Raw genomic sequence first — 21162 nt, forward strand, 5'->3', positions numbered from 1 at the left:
ATCCGCGTTGACCACCGCTGACCTCGCCGCCGCCGACCGGCGCGCCCTCGTCCATCCGCACACCGTCATCGGCGCCCCGGCCGAACCGCTCGTCCTCGACCGCGGCGAAGGCGCGCTGCTCTGGGACACCGAAGGCAACCAGTACCTCGACGGCACCTGCGGCCTGTGGCAGTGCCCGGTCGGCCACGGCCGTCCCGAACTCGCCGACGTCGCCGCCGAGCAGATCCGCAAACTGGAGTTCTACTCGTCGTTCGGCGACTACTCCAACGAGCCGTCGATCCGTCTCGCCGAACGCCTGCTGTCGCTCGCCCCGGCCGGTCTGGAGCGCGTTTTCCTCACCAACGGCGGTTCGGAGGGCAACGAAACCGCGATCAAACTCGCCCGCCTCGCCTTCCACCACGCCGGTTCGCCGGAACGCACCGTGGTGCTGGCGCGGCACGGCGGTTACCACGGCATGGGCGGCGCGTCGCTGGCCGCGACCGGGATCGAGGGCCTGCGCGCCGGGTACGGCCCGCTGCTGCCGGACGTCGAATGGCTCGGCAAGCCGCACGGTCTGGAACACGGCCCGGACGCCACCGACATTCTGGTGGCGGAGCTGGAAAAGCGCATCGAGGAGATCGGTCCGCATCGGATCGCGGCGTTCATCGGGGAGCCGGTGCTCGGCGTCGGCGGGATGGTGCCGCCGCCGGAGGGCTACTGGCCGCGTGTGCAGGAAGTCCTGCGGCGGCACGGGATTCTCCTGATCGTCGACGAGATCGTGACCGCGTTCGGCCGCACCGGGCACTGGTTCGGCAGCGAGCACTTCGGCGTCGAACCGGACATGATCGTCACCGCGAAGGGGCTCACCAGCGGGTACATTCCGATGGGTGCGGTCCTTATTGGACGGAGGGTCCTCGAACTCGCCGAAGGCGCGACATTCCTGCACGGCTTCACCTACAACGGCCACCCGGTCGGCTCCGCGGTCGCGCTGGCGAACCTGGACATCATCGAAAAGGAGAACCTGCTCGAACGCGCCACCGTCCTCGGGGCGCGGCTGCGCGCGCGGCTCGACCCGCTCGCCGAACTGCCGCACGTGCGCGAGGTCCGCGGCGTCGGCCTGATGCTCGGCATCGAATTCGCCGACCAGCCCACCGCGCCGGTGCAGGCGGGCTGCCGCGCGGACGGCGTGGTGGTCCGCGCGTCCGGGACCAGCATCGTGCTGTCCCCGCCGCTGGTGATCACCGAGGAACAGATCGACACTTTGGCCGACGTGCTGTGCAAGCACGTCGCGGCCGCGGCGAGCTGAACGGAGGAGCCATGAGACGCCGGATACCGACGCTGTTGTCCGCCGCGCTTCTGCTCACCACCGCCGGCTGCGCGATCTCCGAGGGCGGCCCGAACTCCCTCGTGTTCGCCTCTTACGGCCAGGGCGCGTACCAGGCGGGCCAGCGCGCCGCGTGGCTCGACCCGTACGAGAAGCAGACCGGGACCACCGTCACCATCGACGGCCCGTCGAGCAACGCCAAGCTGAAGGCGATGGTCGAGGCGGGGAAGGTGACCTGGGACGTCGTCGACACCGACGCGTCCGCTGCCGCCGCCGTGTGCGGGAGCCTGCTCGAACCCGTCGACATGGGAGCGCAGGCCGCCGGGTTCCCGGAGGGCTCGCTCACCGATTGCGGGGTGCCGGACGCCTTCTTCGGCATGATGCTGATGTACGACTCGAAGGTCTACGGCAAGAATCCGCCGTCGAAACTCGCGGATTTCTTCGACCCGAAGCAGTTCCCCGGCCGTCGCATCATCTACGGCGGGGACCCGAGCGTCGGCACGGTCGAGGCCGCGCTGCTGGCCGACGGCGTGCCGCGAGACAAGCTGTATCCGCTCGACATGCGCCGCGCGCTGCGGATGTACGACCGGATCCGGCCGCAGCTGTCGATCAGCGGCACGTACGGCGACCAGCAGCAGCGCATGGCCGGCGGGCAGGCGGACATGGCGCTGATCGTCAGCGCACGGGCGTTCTCGCTGCTCAAGGCCGGTGCGACGAACTGGAAAGTGGTGCCTGATATCCCAGTGCCGGTGACCTGGGATGTCCTGGTGGTGCCGAAGGGGACGGCACGCGCCGAGGAGGCGAAGAAGCTCGTCCGCTTCGCCTCGCAACCGGCGCAAGCGGCGGACTTCGCCGCGCGGGCGGGCGTGGGACCGGCCAACACGGCCGCCCCCGCCGCCCGTTCGGAGATCGGCCGCCAGCTCGACATCTGGGGCGAGGGCAAGGAGGACTTGCGAGTGCTCAGCAACGTGCGTTATTGGGCGGCGAACCGGCCCGAGCTGGTGAAGGCGTGGTCGGATTGGACGACCGGATGACCGCCGTGGCGACCCGGCCCCCGGCCGTTCCGCAAGCCGGGCCCGAGAAACGGCGGACCTCGTGGCTGCTGCTCCCCGCGGCGGCGGTGGTGCTGGTGTTCTTCTTCTATCCGCTCGCCGTGATCCTGTGGCGCAGCTTCACCGAACCGTCGTTCGGGGTCGGCAACTATCTGGCGGTGCTCGGCGACGAGGTGCAGATCCGCGTGATGCTGCGGACTTTGCGGACCGCGCTGATCATCACCGCGGCCACGCTCGTCATCGCTTATCCGTATGCCTACGCGATGACCCTCGTCGGCCGTCGCGCCCGGACGGTGCTGACGCTGTTGGTCCTGATGCCGTTCTGGACCAGCCTGATGGCGCGCAACTTCGCCTGGTACGTGCTCGAACAGCGCGGCGGCGTCCTCCAGAAGGCACTGTCGGCGATCGGCATCGACGGGGTCGTGCTGCTGGGCTCGGTGGCCGGCGTGACGGTCGCGATGGTGCAGGTGATGCTGCCGTTCATGGTGCTGCCGCTGCAAAGTTCGATGCTCAGCATCGACCGCGGCCTGCTGCACGCGGCGGGCAGTCTCGGCGCGCGGCGTCCGGTGGCGTTCCTGCGGGTGTACGTGCCGCTGTCGATGCCGGGCGTGCTGGCCGGGGTTTCGGTGGTGTTCATCATGTCGCTGGGCTTCTACATCACCCCGGCGCTGCTCGGCACGCCGCAGCAGGCGCTGGTCGCGCAGGTGATCGGCACCCAGGTCAACGATCTGCTGGACTTCGCGGGCGCCGGCGCGCTCGGGACGATCCTGCTGGTCGTCACGCTCGTGGTGCTCGCCGTGCTCAGCCGCGTGGCCGCGCCGCTGGGCACCAGTGCGGCTGGAGGTGCCGACCGTGGCTGAAAATCCGTCCATCAGCAGGGCCGCCGCGGTGCGGCAGCGCAGCCTCGGCTGGGGCTTGCGCGTGTGGGTCGTGCTCGTCGCGTTCGTGCTCGTCGCGCCGACGCTCGTGGTGATCCCGATGAGCTTCGGTGCGGGCTCGACGTTCGAGTTCCCGCCGAAGGACTGGTCGTGGCACTGGTACGCGGAGTTCTTCACCAGCAAGCAATGGCTGGCCGCGCTGGCGAATTCGGTGCAGGTCGGGTTGCTCGCGGCGGCGCTGGCGACTGTGCTCGGCGTGGCGGCCGCGCTCGCGCTGGACCGGATGCGCCGGGGCAGCGGAGTGGTCCGGCAGCTCCTGATGGCTCCGATGATCCTGCCCGGAATCGTCGTCGCGGTCGCGATCTACGGAGTTTTCCTGCGCTGGCAACTGAACGGCACGATGCTCGGTTTCGTGCTGGCGCACGCGGTGCTGGGGCTGCCGTTCGTGCTCACCTCGGTGCAGACGAGCCTGGCCGGCTACGACCCGATCATGGAGAAAGCCGCGGCCAGCCTTGGCGCACCCCGGTTCGCGACCCTGCGCAAAGTGGTGCTCCCGATCATCGCGCCCGGAGTGCTGTCCGGGTTCGTGTTCGCCTTCGCGACGTCGTTCGACGATGTCGTGGTCGCGTTGTTCCTGCAGACGCCCGCGATCAAGACGTTGCCGGTGAAGATGTACGAATCGATCGTGCTGGAGATCGACCCGACGATCGCCGCCGCGTCGAGCCTGATCGTCGTGTTCACCACCATCCTGCTGTTCGTCCCCGCTTTTCTGCGCCGAAAAGAGCAATCATGACTGACGGAATCGCGACCGCCCATGTGACGAAGGCGTACCCCGGCGTCGACCGGCCCGCCGTGGACGACGTCTCGCTGCACATCGCCGACGGCGAGTTCATGACCTTCCTCGGCCCGTCCGGTTCGGGCAAGACGACGATGCTGTCGATGATCGCCGGGTTCACCCCGCTTACCTCCGGATCGATCACTGTGGACGGTCAGGAGATCTCGCGGCTCAAGCCGCACCGGCGGAATCTGGGCGTGGTTTTCCAGCAGTACGCGCTGTTCCCGCACATGTCGGTGGCGCGCAATGTCGCTTTTGGACTGACTCAGCGCAAGGTGCCGAAGGCCGAGATCGCCCGGCGGGTGGACGAGGTGCTTGAGCTGGTCGGGTTGTCGGCGGTGCGGGATCGGTTGCCGCGCCAGCTCTCCGGCGGTCAGCAGCAGCGCGTCGCGTTGGCACGGGCGGTGGTATACGAACCGCGTGCTCTGCTGATGGACGAGCCGCTAGGCGCGCTGGACAAGAAGCTGCGTGACCAATTGCAGCGCGAGATCGCTCGGATGCACCGGGAATTGGGGATGACGTTCCTCTTCGTGACGCATGACCAGCAGGAAGCGCTCACGCTGTCGGACCGGATCGCGGTGTTCAACGACGGCCGGATCGAACAGGTCGGCACGCCGGAGGAACTGTACGAGCGGCCGGAGACGTTGTTCGTCGCGCAGTTCATCGGGGAGTCCAACGCTTTGTCGCTCACGCCGGGGGAGGTGACGATCGTCCGGCCGGAACGGTTGACGCTGCATACTTCCGCGGACCCCGTCCCGAGTGGACACCAGCGGGCGAGCGCGCAGGTGACCGACATCGTGTACGTCGGCGATCACACGCGGATCTGGTTGCGGTACTCCGACGGTGCGCGTGGCTGTGCGGTGTTGTCGGCCGGGGTCGCGCACGAGCACCGTCCGGGAGACGAGGTGATCGTGGCCTGGCATCCGGAGCATCAGGCCGTGGTGCCGAGCGGCGACGTCCCGGAATTGGCGGCGGTATGATTCAGGATTTGCTGCTGCGCGGCGGAGTGGTCCGGACTTTCGATCCGGTGGCCGGGACCGCTTCGGCGGTGCTGGTGTCGGACGGCCGGATCGCCGCGGTCGGCGACGACAAGACGGTTTCCGCCGCAGCCGCACCGGATGCGCGGGTGGTCGAGCTGGCGGGCCGGACTGTCCTTCCTGGACTGAACGACGCGCACCTGCACCTGGCCTTCCACGCCGCCGCCGGGCCGGAGTTCTGTGTGGACCTTTCCGAAGCTTCGGATTTGGCTTCGGTAGCCAGCGCTTTGGCTGGCGCTCCGCCGGGGGAGTGGATCGTCGGCCGCGGCTGGCGGGAAACGACGATCGCCGAATTCGCGGACGGCCGGGCAGTACCGAATCGCTCCTGGCTCGACAGCGTGACCGGGGCGCGGCCGGCGGTGCTGCATCACGCGTCGTCACACGAGGTGTGGGCGAACAGCGCGGCGCTGGAACGGGCGGGAATCACCGCGGCGACGCCGGATCCGGAGGCCGGGGAGATCGTTCGGGACTCCGCTGGCGAGCCGACCGGGGTGCTCGTGGAGAGCGCGCAGGAACTGGTCGCCTCGCTGGTGCCGCAGCCGAGCCGTTCCGTCCGGCTGGACGCGATCGTGCGCGGCATGGAGCGGTTGAACGCACTCGGGATGACCAGCGTGACCGACCCGATCGTCCCGCCGGAGCTGTGGAAGGACTACCAGGACCTGCACGCCGCCGGCCGGTTGCGGACGCGGATCACCGCGCTGCTGCACTGGAACTGGCCGTCGCCGACGACGTCCGCCGCGTCGCTGGCGCGACTGCTGGACGAGACGGACTTCGCGGTCGGTGACGACCTGCTGCGGATCGGCGGCATCAAACTGTTCGCCGACGGAGTGCCGACCCATTGCACCGCGTGGATGCACTCGCCGTACCCGTCCGGCGGGCACGGAAGCCTGGTGACCTTCGGCCCGGACGACGACGCGCGGGTGCGGGAACTGCGCGAACTGATCCTGGCCGCCCACGTGCGGCGGGTGCGGGTGCAGGTCCACGTGACCGGAGACCGGGCCGCGGACGCGGTGGTCGACGCGATCGAGGCGGCGCAGGCGGCCGACCCGTGGCCGGAGGCGCGGCACGCCCTGATCCACGGCACTTTCCTGTCCGGCGCGGTGCTCTCCCGGCTGGCGCGCTCCGGCATCGGGGTGATCACCAGCTCGCTGATGCGGACCTACAGCGGCCCGTCGATGGTCCGCGTGCTGGGCGAGTCCAGGTGGGCCGGCGCGTTCCCCGCGCGAGCGCTGCTGGACCACGGCGTGGTGGTCGCCGACAGCTCGGACGCACCGGTGACCGTGCCGGACTGGCGCCGCGGGGTCGCGACCTTCACCGGCTCGCCCGGGCCGAACGCGTACTCACTGGTGGCCGACCCGCTGACCAGGGAGGAAGCGCTCCGGCTGTGGACCACCGGCCCCGCCTGGCTGGAACACGCGGAGGCTTTCAAAGGCACTCTCCGCGTCGGTTCCCTCGCCGACCTCGCGGTGTTCGCCCACGATCCGGTCACCGCCGCGGACCCGGAGTTGCTGAGCGTACGGTCGGAATTGACGGTCCTCGGCGGACGTGTAGTGGCAGAGTGAGGGTTTGTGTACAGCAGCAATACCGACGCCGATCGCGGCGCTTTCGTGTGGATGGTGAAGAACGCCGTCGTCCCGCGGCCGATCGCGTGGGTGAGCACAGTGGACGGCGCGGGCGTGCGGAACCTCGCGCCGTTCAGCTACTTCGCCCCGCTGACGATGGACCCGCCGACGGTGCTCTTCTCGATTTCGGACGCGCCGAAGGACACCCTGGCCAATATCTCGGCTCGGGGCGAGTTCGCGATCACGATGGCGTTGAGCGGTCAGGAAGAACTCGTCGCGCGCACTGCGTCCACAGTGGACTCGTCGGTGGACGAAGCGGAACAGGTCGGGTTGTCGTGGACGCCCGGGGTGCGGATCGCCGTCCCGCATCCGGCCGGGGCGGGCCCGAGCCTGGAGTGCACGCTGGTGAAGATCGAGGAGTTCAGGGGCTCGCACCTGGTGTTCGGCGAGGTGGTCGGGGTGGCGGTGGACGACCGGCTGCTGCGCCCGGACGGACGGCTGGACCAGGACGTGTACCGGCCGGTGGGGCGCATGGGCGGCGCGACGTTCACGCGAGTGGACAACTGGGTGCGGGTGCCGATTCCCGCTCCGGAGGAGTTTCCGCGGCCAGCACTCTGAGCCGGGCAGGCAGGCCCATTCGCGCTGGACCTCGCCGGAGGTCTTCGGGCGGCCGGGGCCGCCGGGGTCGAGGCAGCCCGGGTGTTCCTTGCATCGCGGGTTGAACTTGTCCGCGTTGACCGCCCACTGGCCGCAGTCTGGGCTGGTCGCGTGGCTTGGGTTTCGGAGTGATGGTCTTCGGTGCCCTGGTTGTGGCGCTGCGATGGCTGCCCACGGCCCGCGGGCGTTACCGTGCTTCTCGTCGCATTTCGCGTAACCTCGACTTCGTCCGCACCTGAGCAGGGAGGTTCCCTTGGCCGACGCAACCCTCTCCGGGGTCCTCGCCCGGCTGGCGGAGCTCGACGACCCCAAAATCCGGGCCGTCAACGAGAACCACGGCGACGACCACAGCGTCAACCTCGGCAAGCTCCGTGCTCTCGCGAAAGAACTCAAAGCCCAGCCAGACCTCGCCCGCGAACTGTGGCACACCGGCGACACCAACGCCCGCCTGCTCGCGCTCCTCGTCGGACGGCCCAAGCAGTTCGACCGCGACGACCTCGACACGATGTTGCGCGAAGCACGCAAGCCCAAGGTCAAGGACTGGCTCCTCGTGAACCTCGTCAAGAAAAGCCGCTACGCCGAGGAACTCCGCGTGGCCTGGCTCCAGGACCCCGACCCGGTGGTGGCGAGCGCGGGCTGGGCGCTGACCGTCGACCGGGTCGCCAAGAAGCCCGACGGGCTGGACCTTCCCGGCCTGCTCGACGTCATCGAGGCCGAGATGAAAGCCGCTCCGGACCGGTTGCAGTGGGCGATGAACCATTGTCTCGCGCAGATCGGCATCGAGAACCCCGAGCTGCGCGCTCGCGCGATCGAGATCGGGGAGCGGCTGGGAGTCTTGAAGGATTATCCGACGCCGCCGAACTGCACCTCGCCGTACGCGCCGGTGTGGATCACGGAGATGGTGAAGCGGCAGGCTTAGCGAACACCCCGACGAACACCGTGTTCGCCGCTAAAAACGGCCCCGGAGCCAGCGCCGTAAGCCACTGATTCCCGGCAGCACGCTCCTTCTGACCCGCCTGCGTTCTGTAATCCGGCTCAACCCGGGAACCTTGTCCGCCATCGCGAAATCGTGAAACACCGGCGTAGCAACGGAAACGTCGCGTACCCAAGTCCCGCTCCCCAAGTCAAGCCGCGGCAGAGAATGGCCCACAGTCGCGTTCGCACCATCGTCGAGCACACAAACCGTTGTCCCAATCCGCTCGCGTCGGTCAGCGGCAGCGCTTGCGCATCGCCCAGCCGAACCGAGATCTGCGGCGTTCCCGAAATCGCCGTCCCGCCTCTTCGGCCATGGCAGGCAAATCGGCGCCGGGTCCGCGGCCGACGTCCAGTACGGTCAAACCGGGCCGCGGTTCCAGCACGGCCAGCACTCGATGTGCCCGGTCGCGGAATCCCGAAAGCCATGTCTCGAGTGAACCGGAAAAGGGCCTAAGTTCGGGCCGGGGCGTCGGCGTGGCGCAGTATCTCCAGGGCGGTGCCGATGCTGTCGGAGGCCGAGGCCGCGGCCAGTGCGCGCTCGGCGGCGGCGTCGCTGGTTTCCGGCGGGATGACCAAGAGCGTCAGGCGGTGGATGCGCGGCCCGATCACCACGACGGTGTGCTGCTGAAGACCGAAAAACCCGGACAGCCGCACCAGATCCGGCCCGTGCGCCAGGTGCGCGGGCGCGAGATCCCAGGCGGCGGGGTTGAACCCGATCCGGTCGACCGGTCCGTAACGGCCGGAGAGCGCGGCGACCAGTGCGCTGAATTCCGCGACGGGATCGAGGGAGAGCGGCCGCCACGCGCCGTCGAAACAGCCCTTCACCGCGTCGGATCGCTTGAGCCGCAAGCGGATTCCGATCTCGGCGGAATCGACCAGGGTGCTCACGGCGGGATGCTGCGGGACTGAGGTCATCGCGGAACTCCTCTCCGGAGACCTCCGGCGGGACGAGCGCGGGTCAGCGACGGTGGCGCCGCGAATGCGCGCGTTCCTGGTGCGGCTGCGATTCCGTCCGCTCGGCGGGCGAGACGGCGGGCTGGCGGAACAGGCCGCCGTAGCGCGTGTCCTGCGGCCGGACGAGAGCGCCGGGGCGCGGGCTTTCGGCGACGGGATGGCTGAAGATCGGCTGACTGACTGCGGCAGTGATGAGTTTTCCTTTCAGAGCGGCGAAAGACCGCGGCGGAACAGGGGAACCGGGCGGATGGTCCACGCCGCACCACCGCCCTCCCGAGAGGGCGCCACTGGCTGATGTCGCGGAGGCGACCGAAGCAAGGGCAGCTCGGCGGCTGACAGGCCGCGAGGGGTGACGGTGGTGTGCCGTGGGCCCGACGACAGGGCATGCGTTCGCCCTGGCCGCGAGGGACCGGGACTGTCGGCGCACGAGATGTTCTCGGACACCACCGAGCCTACACCCTCGGCCGCGCCGGCCGCGCTGCCGTGCGCTGGAGGGCAGGGCGGCGGAAGCGGCGAACCGGCCCCGCGTCGCGGAAGACCGTGTGGTCGCAAGGGAATTCCGCGCCGCAGTGCCGAACCGCCGAAACCGGCGAGAGCACTCGAATGGGCCTGGCCCGGCGCCCGGGGAAAGTTCCTTTTGCCGGGCAAGACCGGAACCCCCTGCGCGGCTCCCCCGGGGTGTAGGCTCAGCGGCAAGACCCTGGACCTCGGTTGTGCGATTGGGCTGTCACGGCCGCCGGCGACCGACGAGAGCGGGACCTTCCCACCCCACCGGCACCGGAGACGCCCGGGGCTTTCACCTCTGGCGAACCGCCGCGGTCGTCCGGCACACCATCCGATGCGGAGCTGGGAAATGGACAGACTGACGGCCGGGCCGGGGCACGGAAGCGAGTTCGCCGAGCTTTCGGCGCTGGTGAAAGAGGCCGGGCTGTTCCGCCGCCGTCCGGTGCACTATCTGGTGCGCGGAGGGATCGCGCTGCTGGCGTTCGGCGGGGCGTGGGCGCTGCTCGCGCTCGTCGCGGCGGGCTGGTGGCAGCTCGGCACGGCGGCGCTGCTGGCCGTGGCCTACACCCAGCTCTCCTTCCTCGGCCACGACGCCGGGCACAAGCAGATCTTCCGCGGCCGCCGCGCGAACGACGCGGCGGGAACGGCACTGGCCGCGCTGGTCGGGCTGAGCTACGGCTGGTGGGTCGGCAAGCACACCCGCCACCACGCGAATCCGAACCTCGAGGAATCCGACCCGGACATCGACATCCCCGCGCTGGCGTTCAGCACCCGCCAAGGCGGCGCGAAGGCGGGTTTCCTGCGCTGGATGGCGAAATACCAGGCATTCCTGTTCTTTCCCTTGCTGCTGCTGGAAGGCGTCGACCTGCACTGGTCGGGGATCAAAGCCGTCCGCCACGGCGGGACCAGGGCCCCGCGGCTCGACGCGACCCTGCTCGCCGTCCACCTCGCCGCCTACCTCACGGCCGTGTTTCTCTTGCTGCCGCCGGGAATCGCCGCCGTTTTCATCCTGGTGCACCACGCCGCCTGGGGTGTCTACATGGGATGCTCGTTCGCGCCCAACCACAAGGCGATGCCGCACCTGGAACCCGGGCACCGCCTGGACTTCCTCCGCCGCCAGGTGCTGACGTCGCACAACGTGCGCGGCGGCCGGTGGATGACGTACGCGCTGGGCGGGCTGAACTACCAGATCGAGCACCACCTCTTCCCCAGCATCCCGATGGCGACCCTGCGCCGGGCGCAGCCGCTGGTGCGGGACTTCTGTGTCGAGCGCGGGATCAGCTACAGCCAGGGCGGCCTGTTCCGCACCTACGCGGACGTCCTGCGGCATTTGCATCGGGTCGGGACTCCGCTTCGGGCAGCGTCTCGAGCCGGAAGCGCCGCCCGGTGACTGCCGACGGCAGACCGCAACCGGCCCAGGCACGCGTCGAGATGAAGCCAGCGGGTGCGCGCCGCAGCAAAATCGACGGCGGCTGGTGGCCGCGTTCGGCCGAGCTGGCTCGGGAGCTGCCGGCGCTGGCGTCCCGTCTCGAACCGCGGGTAGGCCCGGTCACCCGGGTGGAATACCACCTGGAGACGTGGGGGCCGGCCGAGCGCAAGGTGCGCCTCGGCGGCCGGACCGTGCGGCTGGAGGGCTTCCGGTCGACCGACCCGGACCTGATCACGGTGATCGGCACCGACTCCCGGCGGGTGCACCTGCTGGTGATCCGCCCGGAGGTGCCCGGCGGGACCGCCCGCGCCGTGCTCCGGTCGGCCTCGGACGGCGATTCCACCGCCACCTCGGCGGAAATCCTGTTCGGCAACGGCGTTCCGTCCGGGGCCGAGACCGCTGATCCCCTGGAGAGCACGTCGTGACGACGGCCGGGGATTGCGCGGTCTGCCCCCACGAAAACGACTCGCACGACGCGATCGCGAGCCGCTTCTGCGCCGCGACCGCGTCGGGCGGGTTGCACCGCCGCTGCGCGTGCGCCGCCGAAACCCTCGCAACAACCCGGAAAGCCAGGAAAGAGGACCGTGTCATGCCCGACGAAATCAGCTACGTGTCGCGATACGACCAGCGCATCGCCTCCGTCCGAGCCGTGCTGGAGGAGGACACCGGCCTGACCGGCGCCGCCTGCCAGGACCTCGCTGTGCGGCTGCTGCGCCTGATCGACGAAGCGCCGGAGAAATTGCGGCGATGAGACCTCGCTGGATCCGGTCGTCGCGGCCGGATCCAGCGGCCCGGCGCGGCTGCCCGCAGTACCCGCGAGCCGGTGAAGCGGCTTCTCGTTGAGCACAAGTCTCCGAGCGCCCGCTCTCGCGGGCAGCCCCCGCGAACGACCGCGCGGCCGGGAGTCCCGCCGCCGATTCCGCCGGGATTTCCCCGGAAAAACCACCGGAACTCCGCGGCACGAGAATGCCGTATCCGACACCGTTTCGCGTTGCCGTTTCGCCCGGAAATCGGCTGGAATGCCGACACCCCCTCAGGGCGTCGCGGATCGGCCCGGGAATCGGGCGCGGGGCGCGGCTCGCGGACCTCAGCACCGGTTTTGACCTGCCCGGGTTCCCCCTATGTGGTGATTATCTGCCTTTCGGCTCCCCAGCGCGGGGGAGGGCGCGGTACCAATTTCCTGACAAGTGTCGATGAACGCGGGTAGCAGCTCGACAATTCCGTCCACCCCCGTGGGAGTTTCTGTGATGCCCCGTCGTTCCGGATTCATGCGCTCCCGCGGCAAGCGCGCCGCCACGGCTCTCGCGGTGGTTTTCGCTGTGGGTCTCGCGAGCGCCGCGCCGGCGATGGGCGCGACCTTGCCGCCCAGCACCAGCACGGCGGCCCCGTCCCCGGCCGGCGCGGCACCGGCCGGCGCGGCCGCTCCCGCCCCGGACAGCCCGACGGCGGCCGCCCCCGCGCCGACCAGCACAACGCCGGCCACCGCAGCACCGTCGACCGCAGCGCCGGCCACCGCCGCACCGTCCACTTCGGCATCAGCCACCGCCGCACCGGCCGCGCCGCAGCCGAGGGCGGTCGAGCCGCGAGGGCTCGGCACGCCGCGCAAAATCGGTCCCGACCCGGCCTTCTCGACGGTCGCCCACGGCGCGATCACGATGGCGTCCAACTCGGTCGTCAGCTGCAGCACCACCCCCACGACCTGCGGGGAGACCGCGAACAACTCCGCGTACGGCTACTGGGTCAAGAGCGACCCGGCGGCGCCGGGCAACACCGCCTCGAGCGCGAACCTGACCATCCCGCCCGGGGCGAGCGTGCTGTCGGCCCGGCTCTACTGGCAGGTCAACCCGGTCTCCTCGAACGCCGACTCCGGCGACGTCTCCCGCGCGAACCAGGTCGCGTTCAAGGCCCCCGGCTCCGCCTCCTACCAGCGGCTGACCGCCGACACCTACGACTGGTTCGACGCGCTGGGCAGCGGCTTCCCGCAGATCACCGCGCACGCGGGCGTCAAAGACGTCACCGGGCTGGTCAAACAGGCCGGCGGCGGCTCCTACACGGTGGCCGACCTCCAGGCGTGCCGCGGCAACTCGGCGAACAGCGCCAGCAACCTCGGCTGCTGGGGCGGCTGGTCGCTGGTCGTGGCCTACGAACTGGCCAGCGAGCCGCTGCGCTACCTGCAGGTCTGGGACGGTTTCGACGTGGTCCGGGCGGGCGGCAGCCCCACCGCCACGACCATCGACCTGAACGGCATCCGGAGCCCGGGCGACCACGCGCCGTCGTCCACGCTCGGGGTCGTCGTCGGCGACGGCGACGCCAACATCTCCGGCGACTACCTCGAATTCGGCCGGGACGCCTCGTCGCTGCAGCGCCTGACGGTACCCGCGCCCGGCGGCACCAGCACGAACAACGCCTTCAGCAGCCGGATCGACCGCGTCGCCTCGAACGGCACCGGCAGCAACGTCACCGACCGCACCCCGAACCCGGCCAACAACTTCGGCTACGACGCGCGCACAGCCGACGTCACCGGCAAGCTGCCCGCGGGTTCGGACCGGGCGCAGCTGAAGGTCGGGACCACCGGCGACGCGCTGTACCCGCAGACCGTCTGGCTGATGACCGAGGCCAACGAGCCCAACCTGCAGATCGTCAAGACCAACGACCCCGAGGGCAACCTCCAGGAGCGTCCGCCCGGCTGGGTCGCGCGCGGCGGCGAGATCTCCTACGGGCTGGACGTGGCCAACCGCAACCCCGACGGCAGCACCACGAACCTCGACACCGCGACCGGCGTCGTCGTCACCGACACCTTGCCCGCCGGAGTGTCCTATGTGGCCGGTTCGGACCCGAGGTGCTCGGCGGCCGGGCAAGTTGTCACCTGCAATTTGCCCGACCTGGCCCCAGGACAGAGCACGCGTGTCGGCTTCCGCGTCACTGTCTCGCCGACGGTCGCCCCGGGCACCCGTCTCGACAACACCGCGTCGGTCGTCTTCCAGGGCAAGCAGACCGGCCGCGAACAGAGCAGGACCAGCAACACCGTCCGCAACGTGGTCGCGGTGCCGGAATACACGCTGGCCAAGGTCGTGGACAAGGCGAACGCGCTGCCCGGCGACCAGCTGACCTACACCGTCACGCTGGACAACACCGGCAATATCCCGGTCCCGGCCACCACTGTCACCGACACGCTCCCGCCCGGCACGACGTTCGTCAGCGCGGACACCACGAGCGGCACTGTCACCGGCACCGGCCCGCTGCAATGGCACGCCGCGGCGATCCCGGTGGGCAGCCGGGTCACGATGACCGTGCACGTCCGGATCGACGACGCGACCATCGGCACCACGCTGATCAACCGCGCCAAGGTGACTGAAGGCCCGCCGCCGACCGTCCCGCCGGACCGCCAGTGCGCGGACGATGCCACGGCTTCCTGCGCGGAGACCGTCGTGCCCGGCCCGAAGATCGAGATAGCCAAGACCGCCGACAAGGCTTCGGCCAACCCTGGCGACACGGTGAAGTACACCGTGGTCGTGCGCAACACCGGCCAGGTCGCGGCCCGCGGCGCGACCTTCACTGACGACCTGTCGAAGGTCCTCGACGACGCCGTCTACAACAACGACGCCGCTCCCGCCGCCCAGATCTCTTACACCGCCCCGAAATTGACCTGGACCGGCGATCTGGCAGTCGGCGCGTCGGCGACGATCACCTACAGCGTCACCGTGAAGAATCCCGATCCCGGCGACCACAAGCTGAGCAACGTCGTCACGTCGACGACTCCGGGAAGCAACTGTGCGGCCGGGTCCACCGATCCTCGGTGCGGCACCACGACTCCGGTGTCCGGGATCCGGATCAGCAAGACCGCCGATCCGGCCAGCGCCAAGCCCGGCGACACCGTCAAGTACACCGTGACCGTCGCGAACACCGGCCAGACTCCGTTGTCCGGAGCGACTTTCACGGATGATCTCTCAAAGGTGCTTGACGACGCGACCTACAACAACGACGCGTCGGCTTCTGTCGGGTCGGCGAGTTACGCGGCTCCGCGGCTGACGTGGACTGGCGACCTGCCCGTCGGTGGCACCGCGACGGTGACGTATTCGGTGAAGGTCAACAATCCCGACACCGGCGACCACAAGCTGGTCAACGCCGTCACCTCGACCACTCCGGGCAACAACTGTGCCGCGGGTTCGACCGACCCGGCGTGTTCGACGACGACGCCGGTGTCCGGGATGCGGATCGAGAAGAAGGCCGACAAGCAGTCCGCGAACCCCGGTGACCAGGTGACGTACACGGTCGTCGTCGCGAACACCGGCCAAACTCCGTTGTCCGGAGCGACTTTCACCGACGATCTCTCGAAGGTGCTGGACGACGCGACCTACGGCAACGATGCGTCGGCGTCAGTGGGATCGGCGAGTTACGCCGCGCCGCGGTTGACGTGGACCGGTGATCTGCCGGTGGGTGCGTCGGCGACGATCACCTACAGCGTCACCGTGAAGAATCCCGTTACTGGCGACCATAAGCTGGTCAACACGATCACCTCCACGACGCCGGGCAACAACTGCGTCGCGGGTTCGACCGACCCGGCGTGCTCGACCACGACGCCAGTGTCCGGCATCGAATTCGTCAAGACCGTCGACAAGACGAGCGCCAATCCCGGCGATCCGGTCCGGTACACCGTGACCGTCCGGAACACCGGCCAGACTCCGTTGTCCGGCGCGAATTTCACGGACGATCTCTCGAAAGTGCTGGACGACGCCGTCTATAACAACGATGCCACTCCGGCGGCGCAGGTCTCTTACACCGCACCGAAACTGACGTGGACCGGCGACCTCCCGGTAGGCGGTTCGGCGACGGTCACCTACAGCGTCACCGTGAAGAATCCCGTTACCGGCGACCACAAACTGGTCAACACGATCACCTCTGACACGCCGGGCGGCAACTGCTCGGCCGGATCCGCCGATCCTCGGTGCGGCACCACGACCCCGGTGTCCGGGATGCGGATCGCCAAGTCCGCCGACCGCGACCAGGTCGTGCCCGGCGACAAGGTGACCTACACGATCATTGTCACCAACACCGGCCAGACCCCGTTGCCCGGCGCGACTTTCACCGATGACCTGTCGCAGGTGCTGGACGACGCCGTCTACAACAACGACGCCACCCCGGCGGCGCAGGCCTCTTACACCGCACCGAAACTGACGTGGACCGGTGATCTGCCGATCGGCGGTTCGGCGACGGTGAAGTACAGCGTCACGGTGAAGAATCCGGATCCCGGGGACAAGAAGCTCCACAACGTCGTCACGTCCTCGACGCCCGGCACCAACTGTCCGCCGGGTTCCACCGATCCGTCGTGCTCGACCACGACGCCGGGCAAGGAACTGACGATCGCCAAGACGGTGGACAAGCAGACCGCGAACCCGGGCGACAAGGTCACTTACACGGTGAAGGTGACCAACACCGGCCAGGTCCCGCTGCCGGACGCGAGCTTCACCGACGACCTGTCGCAGGTGCTGGACGACGCCTCCTACAACGACGACGCGGCTTCCTCGGTGGGCTCAACGGCTTACACGGCACCGCGGTTGACGTGGACGGGCAACCTGCCGGTCGGTGCCTCGGCGACGGTGAAGTACAGCGTCACGGTGCACAACCCGATCTCCGGCGACCACCAGCTGCGCAATACGGTCAGCACTCCGGTGCCCGGCAACTGCGAACCCGGGTCGACGGATCCGAATTGCTCGACCCTGACGCCGCTGCCGGGGTTGACGATCGAGAAGAAGGTCGACAAGCAGTCCGCGAACCCCGGCGACAAGGTCACGTACACGGTGACCGTGACGAATACCGGCAAGACGCCGTTGCCGGCCGCGACCTTCACCGATGACCTGTCGAAGGTGCTGGACGATGCCGCTTATGGCAACGACGCTTCGGCTTCGACCGGCTCGGTGACGTATGCCGCGCCTCGGTTGACCTGGACCGGCGACCTCCCGATCGGTGCCTCGGCGACGGTCACTTACAGCGTCACAGTGCACAATCCGGCTGGCGGCGATCACCGGCTGACGAACGTCGTCACCTCGGAGACTCCGGGCGGGAACTGCCCGCCGGGGTCGACGGATCCGCGTTGTGGCACCACGACGCCGGTGTCCGGCATCGCGATCAGCAAGGTGGCGGACAAGTCGTCGGCGAAGCCCGGGGACAAGGTCACGTACACGGTGACTGTCGCGAACACGGGCCAGACTCCTTTGTCCGGCGCGACTTTCACCGACGACCTGGCGAAGGTCTTGGACGACGCTGCTTACAACGGCGACGCGACGGCCTCCGCCGGTGTGGTGACGTATGCCGCGCCTCGGCTGACGTGGACCGGAAATGTGCCGGTCGGCGCTTCGGTGACGGTGACGTACAGCGTCACGGTGGCGAACCCGGTCAAGGGCGATCATCGGTTGGCGAACGTGGTCACTTCCGGCACTCCGGGGGCGAATTGTCCACCAGGGTCGACGGATCCGCGTTGCGGGACGGTGACTCCGGTTGCTGGCTTGGACATCACTAAGGTCGCGGACAAGAAGGACGTCAAGCCGGGGGACAAGGTCACTTATACGGTGACAGTGAAGAACACGGGCCAGACTGTCCAAACGGGAGCGACGTTCACCGACGATCTCTCGAAGGTTCTCGACGACGCCGCTTACGGCAACGATGCCTCGGCTTCGATCGGCTCGGTGACGTATGCCGCGCCTCGGTTGACGTGGACTGGTGATCTGCCGGTCGGTGCGACCGCGACGGTCACCTACAGCGTCACCGTGAACAACCCCGTCAAGGGCGATCACCAATTGAAGAACGTCGTCACGTCGGACACTCCGGGCGGGAACTGCCCGCCGGGCTCGACGGATCCGAGCTGTGGCACCACGACGCCGGTGTCCGGCATCACGATCAGCAAGACGGCGGACAAGAAGGACGCGAAGCCGGGCGACAAGGTCACTTACACAGTGACCGTGACGAACACCGGCCAGACCCCATTGCCCGGCGCGACGTTCACCGACGACCTGTCGAAGGTTCTCGACGACGCCTCCTACGACGGGGACGCGGCAGCCTCGATCGGCTCGGTGACCTATACCGCACCGAAACTGACGTGGACCGGTGATCTGCCGGTCGGCGCGACCTCGACGGTCACGTACAGCGTCACCGTGAACAATCCGGTCAAGGGCGATTTCAAGCTGGCGAACGTCGTCACCTCGGAGACTCCGGGCGGGAACTGCCCGCCGGGGTCGACGGATCCGCGTTGTGGCACCACGACTCCTGTCGCAGGCCTCGACATCACCAAGGTCGCGGACAAGAAGGACGTCAAGCCCGGGGACAAGGTCACGTACACGGTGACGGTGAAGAACACCGGCCAGACCGTCCAAACGGGAGCGACGTTCACCGATGACCTGTCGAAGGTTCTCGACGATGCTGCTTACGGCAACGATGCTTCGGCTTCGATCGGCGCGGTGACCTATGCCGAACCCCGGTTGACCTGGACTGGCGACCTCCCGATCGGTGCCACCGCGACGGTTAAGTACAGCGTCACCGTGAACAACCCGGTCAAGGGCGACCACACGCTGGCCAACGTCGTCACTTCGGACACCCCGGGCACGAACTGCCCGCCGGGGTCGACGGATCCGAGGTGCGGGACCACGACGCCGGTCGCGGGGCTGATCCTGGCCAAGAAGGCGAGCGTCACCGAGGCCAAGGCGGGCGACAAGGTCACCTACACCGTCACCGCGACGAACACCGGCCAGACCGCCCTGAAGGACGCGACCTTCACCGACGACCTGACCGGCGCCCTCGGCAACGCCGCCTACAACAACGACGCGACCGCCTCGACCGGCGCGACGAGCTACGCGGCGCCTCGGCTGACGTGGACCGGCGACCTGGCAGTCGGTGCGACCGCGACGGTCACCTACAGCGTGAAGGTCAAGACCCCGGTCGGCGACGGACAGAGCCTGCGCAACGTCATTACCTCGACGACGCCCGGCACCAACTGCCCAGACGCCTCCGCCGACCCGCGCTGCAAGACGACCACGCCGCTCACCAAGACCCCGCCCACGCCGACAGTCCCGCCGACGCCGCCGGTCCAGCCCCCGCCGCCGAACCCGCCGCTGGCGTGGACCGGCGTGGTGCTGATCCCGGTGGGAATCGTGGCGCTCGCCCTGCTCGCGGGCGGAGGCGCGCTGCTGCTGATCTCGCGGCGCCGCCGGTCCCAACGATGACCGGCCGGTGACGGCGGTGGCTGGGCCCGCTGTGGGGAGAGCAGGCCCAGCCGTCGCCTCAGCGGCTCGGCGACCGCGGTTCAGCACGAGGAGCGACCGGAGGATCTGGTGGTCGCGCGGTTCGGTGCTGGTGCGAGTCGTTGCGGCTGGGGCAGTGGATGGGGAGTTCGCGGCGGCCGTCGCGTGCATGGCTGGATGCGGCTCGGCACGATGAGCGGCTGGATGGCTCGGCAGCCGCGCATTTCGGTGCCGCCGCGAGTTCCTCTGGCGGTGGCGGCGGATCGGCGAACGGCCGAGGTCGCCACGCGTCGCCGGGTCGGAGCGCACAAGTTCCGAGATGCGGCAGATGGGGCGCCGGAGCCGCCCAAACGACCCCGGCGCCCCACAGAATCAGCCCTTCAACAGCCCCTGCATTTCAGCGATTTCCGCCTGCTGCGCGTCGATGATCCGCTGCGCGAGCGCCTTCGCCCCGGCATCCGCCCCCTGGGCCAGCTCGGTCTTCGCCATCTCCACCGCGCCCTGATGGTGCTTGACCATCAGATCCAGCCACGACCGGTCGAATTCCGGGCCCTTCGCGGCGTCGAGGCTTTTCATGTCGGCGTCGGACATCATGCCGGTCATCGAGTGGTCGCCGGACATCTCGTGGCCGCCGGGCATGGAATGGCTGGCGGGCGCCGCGCCCCAGGCGGTCAGCCAGCCTCGCATCTGCCGGATTTCCGGGTCCTGCGCCCGGTCGATCCGGCCGGCCAGGTCGACGACCTTTGGGTCGCTGCTGCGCGAGGGCACCATTTTCGCCATCTCCAGCGCCTGCTGGTGGTGCGGGATCATCTGCTGGGCGAACGCGACGTCGGCGGCGTTGTGCCCCGCCTGCGCGCTGGGCGCGGGAGCGGGGGATTCCGGGCTGCCGCACGCGCCGAGCAAGAGCGAAGCGGCCAGCACGGCGCCGGTGAAAAAGATTTTGCGCACGAAAAAACCTTCTCTCAAAAGGAAAATTGCGAAAAACGACCGGAGCGGGGCTGCCGATCAGGTGCGCAACACACAGAGAGAAGTCAAGACGGTCCGGCCCCGCCGGTCGGGCGGCCGGTCGGCGGCGGGGGAGCCGCGGGTGCCGTCGAAAACCGCCTTCACGGCGGTGTGGCGGCGGAAAGCCAGCAGACCGAGGACGAGCGCGCCGACGGCGAACAGGACCGCCAGGCAGAGGTGCAGCATCGAGTGCTCGCCGGCGGGCATGCCGGAGTCCGCGGCGGGCGCGGCCCCGTGCGAGGGGACGACGGACATCTGGCTCGTCATCGCATGCCCGGCGCCCGGGGAGGGCACGTGGTGCATCACGGCGATGCCCAGCGCCAGCGCGAACAGCAGCAGGACCCGCTGCGCGCTGCCGAGCCGGGACGTCGCCATGGGACCAACCGTACCGGGCGGCGGGGAACCGGCGCGGGGCGGACAAACCGGTCACGCTGCGTGGTCGGCCGCCAGGCCCCAGTACTGGAAGTTGAACCTTCACTCAACCAGGTTCCAGCCCGTGGCGCCGAGGCTGCCCCCGCTCGCCCGGGACACGGGTGTGCTACTAGGTTCGAGGGGGCAAGACTTGATGTCGAAGACAGAAGGAGGGCCCCATGGCCCGGTACGAGCTGCCCGAACTCGACTACGACTACAGTGCCCTCGCACCGCACATCTCGGGTGAGATCAACGAGCTGCACCACAGCAAGCACCACGCGGCGTATGTGAAGGGCGCGAACGACACGCTGGACAAGCTCGCGGCCGCG

General features: G+C 69.1%; 17 protein-coding genes and 2 pseudogenes. 14 read left to right on the top strand and 5 right to left on the bottom strand.

Going from position 1 to position 21162, the window contains the following annotated elements:
- Positions 1-7 precede the first annotated feature (7 nt).
- The 8 genes from ACZ7SW_RS41035 (at position 8) to ACZ7SW_RS41070 (ending at position 8243) form a co-directional block, all read left to right on the top strand.
- Complete coding sequence (locus ACZ7SW_RS41035) at positions 8-1285, top strand: aminotransferase family protein (protein ID WP_470235761.1); 1278 nt, start codon at positions 8-10, stop codon at positions 1283-1285.
- A gap of 11 nt (positions 1286-1296) precedes the next feature.
- Entirely contained in the window at positions 1297-2337 is a 1041-nt protein-coding gene (locus ACZ7SW_RS41040) for an extracellular solute-binding protein (protein ID WP_470235762.1), read from the top strand.
- A complete protein-coding gene (locus ACZ7SW_RS41045) occupies positions 2334-3215 on the top strand; it encodes an ABC transporter permease (protein ID WP_470235777.1) in 882 nt (293 codons plus the stop codon). The genes ACZ7SW_RS41040 and ACZ7SW_RS41045 overlap by 4 nt, the downstream gene beginning before the upstream one ends.
- Positions 3208-4026, top strand: coding sequence for an ABC transporter permease (locus tag ACZ7SW_RS41050; RefSeq protein ID WP_470235763.1), 819 nt, complete (start codon positions 3208-3210; stop codon positions 4024-4026). The genes ACZ7SW_RS41045 and ACZ7SW_RS41050 overlap by 8 nt, the downstream gene beginning before the upstream one ends.
- A complete protein-coding gene (locus ACZ7SW_RS41055; protein WP_470235764.1) occupies positions 4023-5048 on the top strand; it encodes an ABC transporter ATP-binding protein in 1026 nt (341 codons plus the stop codon). Before ACZ7SW_RS41050 ends, ACZ7SW_RS41055 begins: the two co-directional genes overlap by 4 nt.
- Positions 5045-6667, top strand: coding sequence for an amidohydrolase (locus ACZ7SW_RS41060; RefSeq protein ID WP_470235765.1), 1623 nt, complete (start codon positions 5045-5047; stop codon positions 6665-6667). Before ACZ7SW_RS41055 ends, ACZ7SW_RS41060 begins: the two co-directional genes overlap by 4 nt.
- Before the next feature lie 6 nt (positions 6668-6673).
- Positions 6674-7285: a flavin reductase family protein gene (locus tag ACZ7SW_RS41065; RefSeq protein WP_470235766.1), complete on the top strand. Its 612-nt coding sequence runs from the start codon at positions 6674-6676 to the stop codon at positions 7283-7285.
- A gap of 292 nt (positions 7286-7577) precedes the next feature.
- Complete coding sequence (locus ACZ7SW_RS41070; protein WP_470235767.1) at positions 7578-8243, top strand: DNA alkylation repair protein; 666 nt, start codon at positions 7578-7580, stop codon at positions 8241-8243.
- Positions 8244-8749: 506 nt separating this feature from the next.
- Here ACZ7SW_RS41070 and ACZ7SW_RS41075 read toward each other — a convergent pair.
- The gene (locus ACZ7SW_RS41075) at positions 8750-9214 is read right to left on the bottom strand and encodes a DUF5994 family protein (RefSeq protein WP_470235768.1); all 465 of its coding nucleotides are present in this window, start codon (positions 9212-9214) and stop codon (positions 8750-8752) included.
- Between the two features lie 43 nt (positions 9215-9257).
- Positions 9258-9509 (bottom strand): hypothetical protein, encoded by a 252-nt coding sequence (locus ACZ7SW_RS41080; protein WP_470235769.1) that lies wholly within the window; start codon positions 9507-9509, stop codon positions 9258-9260.
- Positions 9510-10106: 597 nt separating this feature from the next.
- Here ACZ7SW_RS41080 and ACZ7SW_RS41085 point away from each other — a divergent pair.
- The 4 genes and pseudogenes from ACZ7SW_RS41085 to ACZ7SW_RS41100 all read left to right on the top strand — a co-directional run bounded on the left by ACZ7SW_RS41085 (position 10107) and on the right by ACZ7SW_RS41100 (position 11937).
- Positions 10107-11147, top strand: a complete 1041-nt coding sequence (locus tag ACZ7SW_RS41085) for a fatty acid desaturase family protein (RefSeq protein ID WP_470235770.1) — start codon at positions 10107-10109, stop codon at positions 11145-11147.
- A gap of 41 nt (positions 11148-11188) precedes the next feature.
- Complete coding sequence (locus ACZ7SW_RS41090) at positions 11189-11611, top strand: DUF5994 family protein (RefSeq protein ID WP_470235771.1); 423 nt, start codon at positions 11189-11191, stop codon at positions 11609-11611.
- Positions 11608-11715, top strand: a pseudogene (locus ACZ7SW_RS41095) (RGCVC family protein); the annotation flags it as partial. The gene ACZ7SW_RS41090 and the pseudogene ACZ7SW_RS41095, both read left to right, overlap by 4 nt.
- A gap of 60 nt (positions 11716-11775) precedes the next feature.
- Complete coding sequence (locus ACZ7SW_RS41100) at positions 11776-11937, top strand: DUF6307 family protein (protein WP_470235778.1); 162 nt, start codon at positions 11776-11778, stop codon at positions 11935-11937.
- Between the two features lie 336 nt (positions 11938-12273).
- On the opposite strand, the gene ACZ7SW_RS41105 is transcribed toward ACZ7SW_RS41100, so the two are convergent.
- Entirely contained in the window at positions 12274-12876 is a 603-nt protein-coding gene (locus tag ACZ7SW_RS41105; RefSeq protein WP_470235772.1) for a hypothetical protein, read from the bottom strand.
- Here ACZ7SW_RS41105 and ACZ7SW_RS41110 point away from each other — a divergent pair.
- Complete coding sequence (locus ACZ7SW_RS41110; RefSeq protein WP_470235773.1) at positions 12842-19399, top strand: COG1361 S-layer family protein; 6558 nt, start codon at positions 12842-12844, stop codon at positions 19397-19399. The genes ACZ7SW_RS41105 and ACZ7SW_RS41110 overlap by 35 nt on opposite strands.
- Positions 19400-19789: 390 nt before the next feature.
- On the opposite strand, the gene ACZ7SW_RS41115 is transcribed toward ACZ7SW_RS41110, so the two are convergent.
- Both ACZ7SW_RS41115 and ACZ7SW_RS41120 read right to left on the bottom strand, forming a co-directional pair.
- Entirely contained in the window at positions 19790-20365 is a 576-nt protein-coding gene (locus ACZ7SW_RS41115; protein WP_470235774.1) for a DUF305 domain-containing protein, read from the bottom strand.
- Between the two features lie 57 nt (positions 20366-20422).
- Positions 20423-20797, bottom strand: coding sequence for a hypothetical protein (locus ACZ7SW_RS41120; RefSeq protein ID WP_470235775.1), 375 nt, complete (start codon positions 20795-20797; stop codon positions 20423-20425).
- Between the two features lie 215 nt (positions 20798-21012).
- Here ACZ7SW_RS41120 and ACZ7SW_RS41125 point away from each other — a divergent pair.
- Positions 21013-21162 (top strand): annotated as a pseudogene (locus ACZ7SW_RS41125) (superoxide dismutase); the annotation flags it as partial.

The sequence above is a fragment of the Amycolatopsis sp. NPDC114484 genome (assembly GCF_055633755.1).